Origin of the sequence: Shewanella benthica KT99 (assembly GCF_000172075.1) — a bacterium.
In the GTDB taxonomy this organism is placed as follows: domain Bacteria; phylum Pseudomonadota; class Gammaproteobacteria; order Enterobacterales; family Shewanellaceae; genus Shewanella; species Shewanella benthica_A.
This window is the reverse complement of record NZ_ABIC01000004.1, coordinates 144,468-158,715: the sequence shown is the minus strand read 5'-3', so window position 1 is coordinate 158,715 and position 14,248 is coordinate 144,468. Positions and strand designations below refer to the sequence as shown.

General features: G+C 47.6%; 10 protein-coding genes and 3 pseudogenes. 4 read left to right on the top strand and 9 right to left on the bottom strand.

Annotation, left to right across the window (positions count from 1 at the left end):
• Nucleotides 1-430, top strand: a 430-nt coding sequence (locus KT99_RS02910) for an META domain-containing protein (RefSeq protein ID WP_005496834.1), incomplete at its 5' end; no start/stop codon positions are given.
• A 101-nt stretch (nucleotides 431-531) separates the two neighbouring features.
• Here the strand turns inward: KT99_RS02910 and KT99_RS02905 are convergent.
• Both KT99_RS02905 and KT99_RS02900 read right to left on the bottom strand, forming a co-directional pair.
• Nucleotides 532-3,753, bottom strand: a complete 3,222-nt coding sequence (locus KT99_RS02905) for an efflux RND transporter permease subunit (RefSeq protein ID WP_005496833.1) — start codon at nucleotides 3,751-3,753, stop codon at nucleotides 532-534.
• A gap of 3 nt (nucleotides 3,754-3,756) precedes the next feature.
• A complete protein-coding gene (locus KT99_RS02900; RefSeq protein ID WP_005496832.1) occupies nucleotides 3,757-4,950 on the bottom strand; it encodes an efflux RND transporter periplasmic adaptor subunit in 1,194 nt (397 codons plus the stop codon).
• Between the two features lie 436 nt (nucleotides 4,951-5,386).
• On the opposite strand from KT99_RS02900, the gene KT99_RS02895 reads away from it, so the two are divergent.
• Together KT99_RS02895 and KT99_RS02890 are read left to right on the top strand one after the other, a co-directional pair.
• Nucleotides 5,387-5,761, top strand: coding sequence for a hypothetical protein (locus KT99_RS02895; RefSeq protein ID WP_005496831.1), 375 nt, complete (start codon nucleotides 5,387-5,389; stop codon nucleotides 5,759-5,761).
• Between the two features lie 520 nt (nucleotides 5,762-6,281).
• Nucleotides 6,282-6,581: an antibiotic biosynthesis monooxygenase family protein gene (locus KT99_RS02890; protein WP_005496829.1), complete on the top strand. Its 300-nt coding sequence runs from the start codon at nucleotides 6,282-6,284 to the stop codon at nucleotides 6,579-6,581.
• A gap of 161 nt (nucleotides 6,582-6,742) precedes the next feature.
• Here KT99_RS02890 and KT99_RS23480 read toward each other — a convergent pair whose 3' ends face one another.
• From KT99_RS23480 to KT99_RS02875, 3 genes and pseudogenes are all read right to left on the bottom strand, one after another.
• Complete coding sequence (locus KT99_RS23480) at nucleotides 6,743-7,027, bottom strand: DUF4113 domain-containing protein (protein ID WP_005496827.1); 285 nt, start codon at nucleotides 7,025-7,027, stop codon at nucleotides 6,743-6,745.
• A 14-nt stretch (nucleotides 7,028-7,041) separates the two neighbouring features.
• Nucleotides 7,042-7,302: pseudogene (locus KT99_RS23475) on the bottom strand (Y-family DNA polymerase); the annotation flags it as partial.
• A gap of 66 nt (nucleotides 7,303-7,368) precedes the next feature.
• A complete protein-coding gene (locus KT99_RS02875; RefSeq protein WP_198401987.1) occupies nucleotides 7,369-7,803 on the bottom strand; it encodes a LexA family protein in 435 nt (144 codons plus the stop codon).
• A 172-nt stretch (nucleotides 7,804-7,975) separates the two neighbouring features.
• Between KT99_RS02875 and KT99_RS02870 the strand changes: the two genes are divergently transcribed.
• Nucleotides 7,976-8,896, top strand: coding sequence for a manganese-dependent inorganic pyrophosphatase (locus KT99_RS02870; protein WP_005496813.1), 921 nt, complete (start codon nucleotides 7,976-7,978; stop codon nucleotides 8,894-8,896).
• 265 nt (nucleotides 8,897-9,161) lie between these two features.
• On the opposite strand, the gene KT99_RS02865 is transcribed toward KT99_RS02870, so the two are convergent.
• The 4 genes and pseudogenes from KT99_RS02865 to KT99_RS23465 form a co-directional block, all read right to left on the bottom strand.
• Nucleotides 9,162-11,576: a Lon protease family protein gene (locus KT99_RS02865; RefSeq protein WP_005496812.1), complete on the bottom strand. Its 2,415-nt coding sequence runs from the start codon at nucleotides 11,574-11,576 to the stop codon at nucleotides 9,162-9,164.
• A 158-nt stretch (nucleotides 11,577-11,734) separates the two neighbouring features.
• Nucleotides 11,735-13,413, bottom strand: a pseudogene (locus tag KT99_RS02860) (efflux RND transporter permease subunit); the annotation flags it as partial.
• A 4-nt stretch (nucleotides 13,414-13,417) separates the two neighbouring features.
• Entirely contained in the window at nucleotides 13,418-13,828 is a 411-nt protein-coding gene (locus KT99_RS23470) for an ISAs1 family transposase (protein ID WP_005496800.1), read from the bottom strand.
• A gap of 128 nt (nucleotides 13,829-13,956) precedes the next feature.
• Nucleotides 13,957-14,187 (bottom strand): annotated as a pseudogene (locus KT99_RS23465) (transposase family protein); the annotation flags it as partial.
• Nucleotides 14,188-14,248 lie beyond the last annotated feature (61 nt).

Here is a 14,248-nt window from a genome sequence, read left to right as displayed (position 1 = left end):
AGGCCAAACTAAGCCTATCGAGATTAAGGTGGACCGAGTCGCTCGTGCGAAGACCGCCGAGTCTGATAAAAAAGCCAATGCCGAGTTTACCAATACTTATTGGAAACTGATGAGCCTGGGTGAGAAGCCTGCAAAATTAGGCGCTGGCGAGAAAGAACTCTTTATCCAATTCATCGCTGAGAAAAATGTTATCAAAGGTTTCTCTGGTTGTAATCACTTCACCGGCGCTTTCGAGGCGAACCAAGGTAAGTTAACCATGGGGGCGGTAGCGGGTACACGTAAGATGTGTATGCAAGGTATGGATCAGGAACAAGCATTCCTTATATCTATCGGCGAGTTTGCCTGCTACAGCATTAATGGTGAAGCACTGACAGTGAAGAGCGATAAGGGCGTTCTAATCGCGACTTTCGAGTCTCGTTACATGAACTAGTCTTTACTGACAAATAATAGGTCTGTGAAACCAGCAATATAAACATAAAAATACCGCTCGAAATGTCGAGCGGCATTTTATTTAGCGAATCAATCTAAGACCTATTTGATAAGCTCAGGCTCCATGGCGTGGTCATCGTCATGATGGGCACGTGACTTGCTGCCGACTAGCTTTTTGATATCTTCGATAGCGAGATACAAGCATGGGATCAGCATCAGAGTGACCACAGTGGCAAACAGGACACCGAAGGCGAGGGAGGTCGCCATAGGGATCACCATCTTAGCTTGCATGCTGGTTTCTGTCATGATGGGCATCAAGCCGATGAAGGTGGTCAGCGAGGTCAGCATGATGGCCCTGAAACGTCTGCAACCCGCCTCAAGTACCGCAGTCTTCATCGCAATTCCCGCCTCACGGGATTTATTGATGTAATCAACCATCACCAAGGAGTCATTCACTACGACACCCGCAGCGGCTATGATGCCGAATAGGGAAAGGGCGCTTAAGTCGATTCCCATGATCATATGACCGAGCACTGAGCCTATGACGCCGAAGGGGATGACGGCCATGATCATGATAGGCTGCGAATATGACTTCAGGGGGATGGCCAACAGGCTATAGATGATCAACATGGAGATGATGAAGTCTCTTAGCTGAGTCTTAGCGCTGTCCATCTGCTCCTGGATATTTCCCGACACTTCACTCTGTACTCGCGGATATTTCTTTAGCAACTGGGGCATAAAGTTATCACGAATGTCCTGAGCCAGCTTGAATGGCTCGGCTTGATCGGCATCCACAGAGGCCCAGACATTGATGGTACGGTTACCGTTCTCACGACGTATACCATTGACCCCTTGAGTCACTGTGATACTGACCACTTCCGATAGTGGCACTTCGGCGCCTTGTGGGGTGACAATCAATACTTCGCTGACCTGAGCAATAGAATTACGCTCCCTCTCGGGATAGCGCAGCATCACTTTTATCTCAGAGCCATGTCTCAATATACGCTGGGCTTCCAAGCCATAGAAGCTGTTACTCACCTGAGAGGCTATATCGGCTAAGGTGAGACCCAGACCATAGGCTTGAGGCTTGAGTTTAAACTGCACCTCTTTAGCGCTGGATTGACGACTATCGTTGACATCTCCGACACCTTTGAGGGAGTTAAGCTTAGCCTTGAGTTCATTCGAAGCGGCAATCAATTGTTGCTCATCTTTTCCTTTCAGGCGGAAACTGATGTCACCATCGTCACGACCACCACCGAACAAGTTATCCTGAATTTCGAATGACTTCATTCCCGGTATGAGGGGCATGGCTTGACGCCATAGCTCAGCAAGCTCGAAGGTATCTAAGGGCCTAAGCTCGGGATCCACCAGCTTGGTCATGACTTCTGCCGAAGTCCGTCCCTTAAGATCGACCTGCATATCTGAGATCATGCCTTGACCATATTGCTCTTCCAGTTGCTTATCTACGTCATAGATGGCTTTTTCGATGGCCAGTGCTGCAGATAAGGTCGCTTTCTCAGAGGAGGCCACGTTCATCTCGAAGGTGATCCGAGGAAAGTCATGGGGGATCTTGGGCTGTCCGATGTAGCGGATCATGCCACCGGCGTATAGCCCTGCACAGATCAGTATGAAACTGATAAACAGCATGATAACCGTATAGCGATACTTAACTGCACTGGTGAGCGCCGGGCGGTATATATTCTGAATAAAATACTGCAGACCCTTATCGACCTTGCCTTGAATAAAGTTCACCCCATTACGTAACCAATCCAAAGGATTTTTAGAGCCTGGTTTAACCTTAGTTCTAGGTTTCATTCTGGCCAAATGCGATGGCAAGATGAGCTTAGACTCGACCAGTGAAAATATCAGACACAAGATCACGATATAGCCTATGGCTTTACCGAAAGCAGAGGAGGGACCGTCACCAAGAGTCAGAGGTAAAAATGCCGCTATGGTGGTCAGTACACCGAATGTTGCTGGCATAGCGACACGCTTTACACCACGGATGACATTTTCCAGACTCTGGCCATTTTGCTCACACTCATCATGGGCGCTCTCACCCATGACGATGGCATCATCCACCACGATACCCAGAACCAGGATGAAGGCGAACAGGCTGATCACGTTTACCGTGACATCGAGCATCGGCATTGGCATGAAGAGTAGGGTGCCGAGGAAACAAACCGGCAGACCCATCATGACCCAAAATGCCAGACGCACTCGCAGGAACAAGGCTAACATAAGGAAAACCAGCACAGCACCGGTTTTCATGCTATCTAACATGAGGTCTAATCGGCCTTCCAGATAATAGGTCATGTCTACCCAGGTCTCTAGCTTAAGCCCGTCCGGTAGCACTTGCTGTTTCTTAGCCACATAGGCTTTAACCACATCGGCCACATCTGTTATGCTTTGATCGTTTGCGGCCCCAATGAAGAAGGTGACCGAGTTCTTACCGTTAAACTTCGAATATTGAATGCCTTCTTCGAAACCGTCAATGACGGTGGCGATATCACCCAAGAGCACATTGGTACCGTCTGGCAAGGTAATTAAGGGCAGGTTCTCGAACTCGTAACCTACGTAGGCCTGGTTTTGGATCCTAAGGTTGATGTAACCGTTCTCGGCGCGGATCTGACCCGCCGACATGTTACGGGAGAAGCCGCGAACGGCTGCGGCTACATCATTGAACGTGAGCCCAAATTCCCGCAATCTGTCTCTACTCACTTCGATGGCTATTTCATAATCCAGACCGCCGTAGAAGTCGGTGATGTTTACCAAGGGAAGTTGCATCAACTCATCATGAATTTTTTCACCTAGTACCTTGAGTTGTCTCGGCGTCATATCACCGTACAGGCTCATATAGAGCACTTCCTGACGCAATTTAATGCGCTCGACCTTAGGCCTTTCCATGCCATCGGGGAAACTGGATATGGAATCGATGGCAGATTTTATCTCGTCGAGTACGATTTGTGGATTGTAAGAATCTTCTATTCGAAAATAACCTGTGGCCGAGTTTCGGTTAGAATAGGTGATCACACGTTTGAGCCCCTGAACACTCTCCAGCGCCTCTTCAACTTTCATGGTGATGCCTTCCTCTACTTCTTGAGGCGCAGCGCCGGGATAGAAGGCATTAAACTCGACCCAGTTGATCTCAATCTGAGGGAAAAACTGCTTACGTATGGTGTCGGCGGTCAAGAGACCCCCTAAGATGATAATGAGCATCAAAAGGTTAGCCGCGACACTGTTGTGGGCAAACCAGGCTATGATGCCAGTTTGTATTTCTTGCTTGCCAGGTGAAGGCGCAGATGTTTGATTAGTATCTGACATGGATTATTCCTTCTCTTCCATGGCGAGTTGCGTCTCAGACCCTTCGGAGTCATCGTCTTGTTGCTGCAGTTTTTCTTGAGGCAGAGCAAGCTGCATGCCTTCGACCGGGTAATCGAGCGCGGAGGTGATCACATTCATCCCTTGTTCGAGACCTGCGGATATCACTACTTCCGCACCGAATTGACGGATGATGTTGACGGTTTTATAGGTGAGCTTATTATCATCATCGAGTACGGCAATTTGTCCGTTGACGACTAAGTGTCTCGGCAGTACGGTGACATTTCCGGCATGAGTGCCTGCAATGTTGGCGGTAACATAGCTACCAAACCTGAGCTGGCTATTGTTCGACTCGATACCATAAGGGTCTATGACTTCGGCGACAAGATAGGTCATGCGGCTAAGCTTATCGACCACCCCTTCGCTACGCACTATGGTGCCGCTCCACTCTTGCTGCTTGCCACCCAGATCGGCAACGAGAGTCACTTGTGCATGTTTACCTTTATTGATTAGGTATTGGATGTCTTTATCTGCCAAAGGCAAACGAATCTCGGCCTTATGGGTACTTAACACTTTGCCAAGGGGAGTGCCTATGCTGACATAGGAACCTAATCCTATGGTTCGACTCTCTATGAGGGCATCATAGGGCGCCTTGATCACAGTACGTTCGACGTTGCGTAGAGCACGTTTAAGGCCTGCTTCGGTGGATTTAAGCTTGGCTATTTCTTGGGCGAGTTGCGGCTTACGTAAGCTTAACTCCGAGGGGACCCCATCCTTAATGCGTTTCCATTCTTCTTCGGCAACCTTACTGAAGGCTTTTTCCTGCACTAAACTTGCTCTTGCCGAGGCAAGGTTGGCTTCTGCATCAATGAGATCGGCATCGTAATCACTGGGATCTATTTTCGCGAGAATGTCGCCTTTCTTCACGAATCCTCCACGAACGAAGCTTTCTGACAGGTAAATGATCTCGCCGTTAACTTGAGAAACCAATTCAGTTTCATACTTGGCGTTGACCACGCCGTAGGAGCTGACGGTAAAGATCATAGGGTTGAATTCAACCTGTTTAACGGTAACTAAAGGCGTATTGTCTACCGCTTCCTTCTCTGCCGGAGGCTGCTTCAGTGCCGACATAGCAAGGAAACCACCGATACCGAGGGATAATACGATAATAGGCAAAATAATCTGTTTTTTTGTAGCCACGAACACTTCCTCTTGTTGAAACTTAGATTTTTATATTCTTTGTAAAACAGCCTTATATGGCTAGTTCAAATTAATACATAGGCGAAAGACTTTTTTTAGCTTATATATGTTAAATCATCCGCGTTGATGTTACATGGCTATTGTGTAAATTTGTATGTCGTAATGAGAGGCGGTTACACAGCCCATTAAGCACCTGCTTAACCCATGTAAATACAGACGTTTCTCTATTTTCGCGCTTTATTTTTATTCACATAAAGTGTGCAAATGGTTAACTTGTCGACGAATGGCCCATTTATCGACCATAATTTGATCGACATCACTATCTCTTCATACCTGAGTGTTAATCTGAACGGGTGAACTGCACACAGCTATCTAGTGAATACACAGAGTTTTATTACAATATCAATGCTGTTTATATTGAAATCGAGGGAAGGTTATGACTGATTTAGACCATAGGTTTGGCGTAAAAGAAGCTAATTTAGTCGTCAGGTATTTAAAGCTTGAGGGGATCACAGCAGAGAACAGAGACAAGCTAGTCTCTAGCATAGATCAGATTATCGGTATCGACAGTGTTTCATATGATGAGTCAGCAGCGACATTAAAGATGGCCTACGATGCTAGTCATTGTGACCTAGACCTGTTTGAAAGGTTAATTCAAGCGCAGGGAGCCGATCTCTCGCCGGGGATATGGACTCGGGTTAAAGAGGGGTTTTATAAGTATGTCGATCAGAATGTGAAAGATAACGCAGAGCACGACCCATATTGTAATAACGCTTTACCTAAAGCCTTACCTGGAAGCAGGAAGAGATAAGGCAATATTTTTGATACAAGCTAAGCATCACGACAAAGACTATTATCTATATTTTTCCTTGTCAGCTTAAATACTTCTACGACATGGCAGAGAGCCTGATTTTAGAACCTCGACGAACTCGGTTTTACCCTAGGACGGTCAAGCGTAGACCTCAGAAATATGCCAGAAATAAAAAATGCCAGTAAGCTTAACTTACCGGCATTACAGGCAAGGGGCGGCTAATTGTCATAAATGGCTAGACAGCACCTAGTATATATTCGTTAAGATGCCTTAGTGAAAGAGTATAAACCCAGCCGAATCTCCGTTCGGTATTTTGCGTTTTCCTGATTTTATTATTCCATCTGATTCTAGTTCTTCTCGACAGTTTCTAATGAGTTATGCATTAAGAGAGTCTATTTATCATGTTTGCTAATTGATGATATAGATAAGTCGTGGCACACTGGGTTCTACGGTAGTTTCACATGTTTCTAGTGGTTGTTTTTTATTGAAATAATTTTGGATGTCTTTATTAGGAGGGGTTATGTATATTGTCGCGAACCGTATTCCGGTGGCTGTGGATTGGCAAGATGAGTTTGAGAACCGATTTCGTCAGCGTGTGGGGCAAATCGACCTGCAAGCTGGTTTCGTCTCGATGCAGATCTTGAAACCTGTGAGTGAAGGGGCGCCTTATGTCGTTTTCACCACCTGGCAAGATGAAGCGGCTTTTGAGGCGTGGATCCACAGTGAAGATTTTAAGTTATCTCATCAAAATCCCTTACCCAAGGAAGCCTTTACTGGCAGACCTATGATTGAAAAGCATCAGGTGGTGATATCGACTTAAGTTGTGAGTGCTAAATGAAGTCATTTGCTCTATTTGTCTAGTCAGTGCATTTTACAAGCGCTCTTATGGAGAGAATATTCCGCCAGGAAATAAGTGCTGTTTAGGGCGGAGATTCTCTCACCTCTTTGCCTATACATTTGCAGGTGATGTAAGGATATTGATTAGCAGTTGATCTTAGGGATATCTTGCCAGCTGGTGGTGTACTGAGGCGTGAGATATTCTCGTTTCATGTGCCATTTGGCGGTGAACCCTTGTGCCGCCATAAATATAGAGTCGGAGCCGTATTTGTGATTGAGTGCGTCATAGACCTTTATTAATGCCGGATTTTTCGGTGATGCAAACAGATCCAGCTGGTTATGTGACTCACTGATAAGATCGATGAGGCCGACTCCGACTTTGTAATAACGAACCCTTGCTCTAAATTGTTGCTTGGCTATCTGAGTCACTATTTGGGTTATTTCACCTTCATCATGTTGGCGGACAGTGAGCCATAGAGTTCATAGTTTGAACTTAAGGCGATAATACCTAAGCGATCACACAGGGCCTTAACTTTGAAGTAAGGCTCAAATTTGGGGACCCCTGCATCGATAGCCTGACGGTTAGCGGCGACGATACAGCCGTCGTTATTTGACAGGACCACAATAGGGCGGCCACGCCATTCGGGGCGAAATACCTGTTCGGCGCTACAATAAAATGAATTAGCATCGACGAGAGCGAACATTGTACTCCCTGTGAGTTGTTCTAGCCGACTCGTTAACTTGAATATCAACATTGGAATCAATAAAATTCATCGGTTAAAAACTGATTCGACGGCAGCGTTATTCATCAGCAGAGGACTCGGCCGATGACAGCGTATTGAACGCACCACAATACCTTCGACACTGAACTGATCGTACTCGTGTATGGCCACTGGTTGATGTTCATCGTTAGCCGAGAGTAGCATTCTTCTTTTGGTATCAATAATTTTGCAGACAAAGTTGCCGTTGTAATTTGCCACTATCACGTCTTGATCTTGTACCTTGACGTGCCTGTCGACGATGAGAATATCGCCATCGAATATCCCGACATTTTGCATCGGACATCCGCTCGCTTGGCCGATGAAGGTGGCACTGGGGTGCTCAACGAGCAGTTCATCTAAGCTTAGGGGCAATTGTTTGTAATCGGCTGCTGGGCTTTCGAAGCCGGTTATTCCCGCACTGGCTGAGATTGGGATCACTTTCATCATGGTCATTCTACCCTGCACTGTATATTTATACAGTTGTAAGTCTAGCAGTAATCTAACTACTGGCAATCTTTTTCGATGTTCAGGTTCACATCTTGAGGTTATTGTCAGTTAATGTTTTTCAAACGGAATGAATTTGGTAGAATAAACGGTAATTAAAGGAGAGTTATCAATGTCAGTTTATGTAGTGGGCCATAAGATCCCAGATTCAGATTCAATTTGTGGTGCAATTGCACTCGCTAACCTGAAAAATGCAATCGACGAGCCAGCTATTGCTGCTCGTTTAGGTGAGCTATCACCTGAAACCGCATTCATCTTAGAAAAGTTTGGTTTCCAGGCCCCTGAATTCAAGACGAGCTATGCCGGTGAAGAGGTGTTTATCGTCGATCATTCTGAGCTGACTCAGGCTCCGGATGATATCGCCGAGGCGACAATTGTCGGTATCGTCGATCACCATAAGCTGGGTGACTTGACCACATCGACACCACTCGAGTGTTGGATCCGCCCAGTAGGCTGTAGCAACACCATCATCAAGATGATGTATGATTTCCATGGTGTGGCGATTCCAAAGGACATCGCCGGCATCATGATGTGTGCGATTCTCAGCGACACGGTTATTTTCAAGTCTCCTACCTGTACCACGGCCGATATCAAGTGTGTCGAAGCCCTGGCTAAAATCGCCGGTATTGAAGATTTCAAAGAACTGGGCATGGACATGTTCAAGGTAAAATCCGCTGTTCAAGGCACACCAGTACGTGACCTTGTTATGCGTGATTTTAAAGACTTCAACATGAATGGTCATCTGGTGGGTATCGGTCAACTCGAGGTCATCGACCTGTCTGTGTTTGACGACATTAAGGCCGAACTGGCAACCGATATCGCCGCTCTTAAAGCCGAAGGTGGACGTCACAGCATGCTGCTGCTACTGACCGATATCATGAAAGAAGGCTCAGAGCTATTGATCGTCAGTGATGATGCGACCCTGACTGAACGTGCCTACGGTAAGACGACCGAGAATGGCCGCGTTTGGCTCGATGGCGTGTTGAGCCGTAAGAAGCAGATTGTGCCTCAGCTACAGAAAGCACTGGCTTAAACTGATCTTTATAGACAGTTAACCGCCGTTAAGTAGACTGAATTTAATAGGTCGAAACAGCAATGTTTCGGCCTTTTATTTTGTCCGTAGAATATCAGGTTTGAATGATCATCCTTAAGCCGTTATCCCAGGATTGAGGCACGAGATGCCCGGGATCCAGCTCTGCTTCGGAGGCGTGGATCCGGTACACATTAGTTGCTCATTTTACGGAATGATCCGTTTAAAAATGGTCATCTCACTTTATGACATGACCAAGTACTCACTCTTAAGCCGAGGCTGTAGATGTCTCCCTAAGCTCATTCAAGCGTGCCTGGGCCAGACCGAGTACTGAATCTGCTGGATGCTCATCGAGCTGCTTCGACTGTCTGTCTAGATTAATCCCTGACTCGATACCTGTCAGCAACTCGATGGCCTGACTAACATGGTCAATGGCCCAGATATTAAATTTGCCTTTCTTGACCGCCTCGACAATGTCGCTACGCAACATCAGGTTCTGCACGTTCGTCTTAGGAATGATCACCCCTTGAGTGTTAGTGCGTCCCTTGATAGTGCAGACATCGAAGAAGCCTTCAATCTTCTCGTTAACACCGCCGATAGGCTGGGCTTCCCCGAACTGATTCATCGAGCCTGTGATGGCGATATCTTGTCTGATCGCCTGATTAGAAAACGAAGAGACTATGGCACAGAGTTCGGCCATGGTGGCGCTATCACCATCGACACCACCGTAAGATTGCTCGAAGGTGATATGGGTGGTGAGGGGGATCTTGGCGGTCTTACCCAGCAAGGACGCCAGGTAGGCCGATAGGATCATCACGCCCTTGGAGTGTAGGCTACCGCCTAAGTCCACTTTTCTCTCTATGTCGAACACCTTACCTTCACCGAAGGCTGTGGTTGCCGTGATTCGGTTCGGCGCGCCGAACTGATGATCCGAGGTCGCGATAACCGACAGTGCATTGACCTGTCCGACGGCATGATCTTGGGTGCTGATAAGAGTGGTGCCGGTGATGAAACTCTCCATCACATTGTCTTTGACTCGACATACGCGCATCTCATGATTGTGCAGGGCCTGCTCGACATGGCTGGCGCGGATCATGTTGGCATTGACGGCGCGGGCGCAGTAATTAGACTCTCGTAGCAGGTTGGCAATGTCGGCCGAGTGCAGGGAGAGTTTGTTCTGATCGTCAGCCTGACGAGAACTGAATTCTATGATGCGTTTTATGGCATTGCGATCACAATGCAGCATCTTGTTGCCATGCACGATACTGGAGATAAACTTGGCGTATAGGGCCTCAGATTTCTCGGTACGTGGCATCACATCTTCAAAATCTGCAGTCACCCTAAACAGTTCACTGAATTCGGGGTCATAGTGCTGCAGTAACTGATAAGTCTGATAGTCACCGAATAAGATGATTTTTACATCCAGAGGAATCGCCTCGGGATCCAATGAGATAGTGCCAGACAGGGTGACTTCGCGTTCGAGGGAGCTAAAGCTGAGCTTGCGCGAGCGAAGGGCACGCTTAAGACCGTCCCACACATAGGGCTGTTCCAATACCTTGGCCGCATCTATCATCAGCACACCGCCGTTGGCCTTGTGCAGACTGCCGGAGCGGATCAGTGAGAAATCGGAAAAGATGGTGCCTTTGAAGGTCGCATTCTCGATATAACCGAAGATGGAGTGATAGTTGGGCGACTCCTCGACTATGATAGGCATCTTGTCATCATCTTGATTAACCAGCACATTGACCTGATAGCGGCGGGGCATCTTCTTGTCTAAAGAAGCATAAGAAAGCGCCAGTTGCTCCTCATTGTCTTCGAGAAACAGATCTAAATTGTCGAGAATGTCTTTATGCATAGCACCAAGATAGCTCTTAACGGCGGGTATACCGCTGTATTTCTCCTTGAGCTTAGTCATCAGGTGGGTGAGAACATCTTGAGCCACCTGCTCATCTTGCTTCTGTTGCTTGTCAGAGTATTCCTCTTCCCACACAGTAAATTGACGGATGATGACTCTGAGCTTAGATTCGAGCTCGACGATAGAAGTTTCTAACACATCTTGCTGTTTCTTGCTCAGAGCCTTAAATGTCTCGTCGGTATGGGCTTCCTCACCTTTCATGGCCAAAAGCTCATAGCTGCCTTCGGCCGTGATGGTCAGGCTGATACTCGCGTCTTTGGCTTCCTTGGTGAGGCCTTTAAGTGCAGATTCCTGCCTGTTCGACAGTTGACTCTTGAGCTTCTCGGCGCTGGAATAATACATTTCATTGTCGAACGCCAAAGGCAACGCCTTGGTCAGCTTGATGATGAACTTCTCGACATCTTTCTTGAACTCGATACCCGAGCCTGACGACAGCTTCAGCACCTTAGGCACACGGGATTCATCGAAGTTAATCACATAACACCAGTCATGAAGAGTATGACCGCGGCCGTTGGGCTCGTAACGATTGAGGTAACGCATCACCATGGTGTGCTTACCCAGGCCGTTACGGCCGAGGGCGTAAATGTTATAACCCTTGTCAGGCATGGACATGGCAAACTCGACGGCTTGTTGGGCGCGTTCCTGTCCGACAATTTCATCCAGGGGAGTTAAGTGTTTAGTAGACTTACAATCGGCCTCCAGGCCTGATAGCTCAGAACTGCGGTAAAGCTGGTCACTGCTTAGAGGGGATAACGGAGATATTGGCATAGGCAACCTCGTATATGACTCTCGATGATTTCAGTGTAGGCATGAAGATTTAAAAATTCAGTAGTTAATTTCGGCCGTTAGCGTTTTTTTGCCAATAAAGCGTTCAAGCGCTCAAATTATAGTCAGACTTCTGCTTTGAATGTCAAAATTTTGCTCAGTTAAAGGGGCAAGATGACCAGAGTCAGCAGGGTCGATGACACTATGCCGCCTATCACGACGGTTGCCAGTGGGCGCTGCACCTCGGCGCCAGTACCGACATTAAGGGCCATGGGCACAAATCCCAGACTCGCGACTAAGGCTGTCATCAATACCGGTCGCAGTCGCTGACTCGCACCTTGCTTAATGGCCGCAAAAAGCTCCAGTCCCTGTACTCTAAGCTCCTTGATGAAGCTCAACATCACCATGCCATTGAGCACGGCTATGCCCGACAGGGCGATAAAGCCCACCGCCGCCGAGATAGACAGAGGCATGTCTCTGAGCACCAGGGCCAGTACGCCCCCGGTCAATGCCAGCGGCACGCCGCTGAAGATGATCATCGAGTCTCTGATTGAGCCAAAGGCGCTGTATAATAGGCCGAAGATGAGCAGCAAGGTCAGTGGCACGATTATCATCAAGCGATTGGATGCCGATTCGAGCTGCTCGAAGGTGCCGCCATACTCGCTCCAGTAACCGCTGGGCAGATTAAGCTCATCACCCATGAGACGCTTAGTGTCCTTAATGAAAGAGCCCAAATCTCGTCCCTCGACATTGGCTGTCACCACCACATGACGCTTGCCACTCTGACGGTTGATCTGATTGGGGCCGACCTTGAACTTAATCTCGGCCACTTCACCCAGAGGCACATAGCTAAGATCCGGATTGAGATCCACGGGCAGCGCGATAGGCAGATTTTCCAGAAGCCTGAGATCTTGGCTGATATTTTCATCCATACGCACTATGAGTTTAAACCGTCTGTCCCCCTCATAGATAAGGCCAACTTGCACGCCGGACACCGCGACCTGCAGCGCTTGCTGCACATCGACTATGGTGAGACCCAGCAAGGCTAAGTGATCCCGGTTTGGCTCGATAGAGAGGGTTGGCAGGCCGGACATCTGCTCCACACGGACATCCTTGGCGCCTTCGAGTTGCTGAAATAAACTCAGGGCGCGATCGCCGGCCTGTTTGAGGATATCGAGATCGTCAGGGCCACATCGGCGCGCACGCCGGCAATCAACTCGTTGAAACGCATCTCGATAGGCTGGGTAAATTCATAGTTATTCCTCGGCACCTGCTCGATATGATGACGCAGCTCATCGATGAACTCCTCCTTGGTTTTACTCGGGTTGGCCCATTCGGATCTGGGTTTGATGATCAAGATGGTATCGGCAACACTTGGCGGCATAGGATCTGTGGCCACCTCAGGTGTGCCAATTTTCGAAAACACCCGCTCCACCTCATCGAGCTCGCCGATGATCAGCTCAAGCTGCTTCTGCATCTCGATAGACTGCTCGAGACCTGTGCCGGTAATGCGCATGGCATGGAGAGCAATGTCCCCTTCATCGAGCTTAGGCAAAAACTCAGAGCCTAAACGGGTCAGCTGATAAGAGGTGACGGCCATTAAGCCTATTGCAACAAGGACTATGATGGCCGGACGCTTGAGGGAGAAGAACAACACGGGCTCATAGACACTACGGGCCTTAGACATGAGCCAGTTCTCTTTCTCATTGACCTTGCCCTTGACGAATATCGCGATGGCGGCCGGTACGAAGGTAATCGAGAAGATAAGCGCACCTATGAGTGCAGCCACAACAGTGAAGGCCATGGGGTGGAACATCTTACCTTCGACGCCACTGAGGGCACGGCTAGCGCATTTTAATCCCTGACTCTAACAGGGTTGAGCGATACTCGTCGTCCAACCCTGCCATCTTCTTTTTAGCCACTATACTCGCGCGTTTTGTCTGCTCTTGCTTGAACAAGGTCATTGCTATTTTTCTCATCACATTAAAAGCAAGCGGACCTCGGCCTTTACGGATCCGTGATTCATCTTCTCTGAATGTCATCTCTAACACCCAATGCATACTTTCTACTTGCCAGTGATTTCGCACAGAAGATAACGCCTGCTCTGCATTTAAATCTAATGAGCTAATGTACCAACGTGTTTCAGTGGTCTCTTTACCTGTCGTTTTTTCATGTACGTCTGATGTTACTTTGATAATGCTTTTTAAGCCAACCCACTGATATTTATTATTTAACCAACTTTTATTAACCAGCACTTGCTGACAACGTCTTGTTTCAATTCACCCTGTAGACCAGAATGATGACCTTTAAGCGCTAGAATATAATCAGCCTTTTGCTTAACGATTAGCTTTGCTATCTCTATTTCATCCGCTTTTAATCGGCAGATAACACGGGCAATAGTGTCATGCCGAGGAATACCTGCTTTAAAAGGACGATACTGACGAAGCCAATCAAGCTTTAGATGTCCAAAGTTTTCAATGTCTTCCCATCCTTCAGAGCCTGACATAACCGCACTTATAGCGAGTAAAATAATCTCTAATAAGTTATGTTTTTTACAACGCTCAATACGGGGATCCGCAATCGAATCAAAATGTTTTAAAAAAGTAGCAGTCATTAACATCACCAAAAAAGAGTATTTGGTGATCTGATCGCTACTTGAGCATAAAGTTCAATTT

Excerpts from the sequence above, each read along its gene's own strand:
- KT99_RS02905 (WP_005496833.1), bottom strand. The coding sequence starts at position 3,753 with ATGTCAGATACTAATCAAACATCTGCGCCTTCACCTGGCAAGCAAGAA.
- KT99_RS02895 (WP_005496831.1), top strand. The coding sequence starts at position 5,387 with ATGACTGATTTAGACCATAGGTTTGGCGTAAAAGAAGCTAATTTAGTC.
- KT99_RS02890 (WP_005496829.1), top strand. The coding sequence starts at position 6,282 with ATGTATATTGTCGCGAACCGTATTCCGGTGGCTGTGGATTGGCAAGAT.
- KT99_RS02875 (WP_198401987.1), bottom strand. The coding sequence starts at position 7,803 with ATGAAAGTGATCCCAATCTCAGCCAGTGCGGGAATAACCGGCTTCGAA.
- KT99_RS02870 (WP_005496813.1), top strand. The coding sequence starts at position 7,976 with ATGTCAGTTTATGTAGTGGGCCATAAGATCCCAGATTCAGATTCAATT.
- KT99_RS02865 (WP_005496812.1), bottom strand. The coding sequence starts at position 11,576 with ATGCCAATATCTCCGTTATCCCCTCTAAGCAGTGACCAGCTTTACCGC.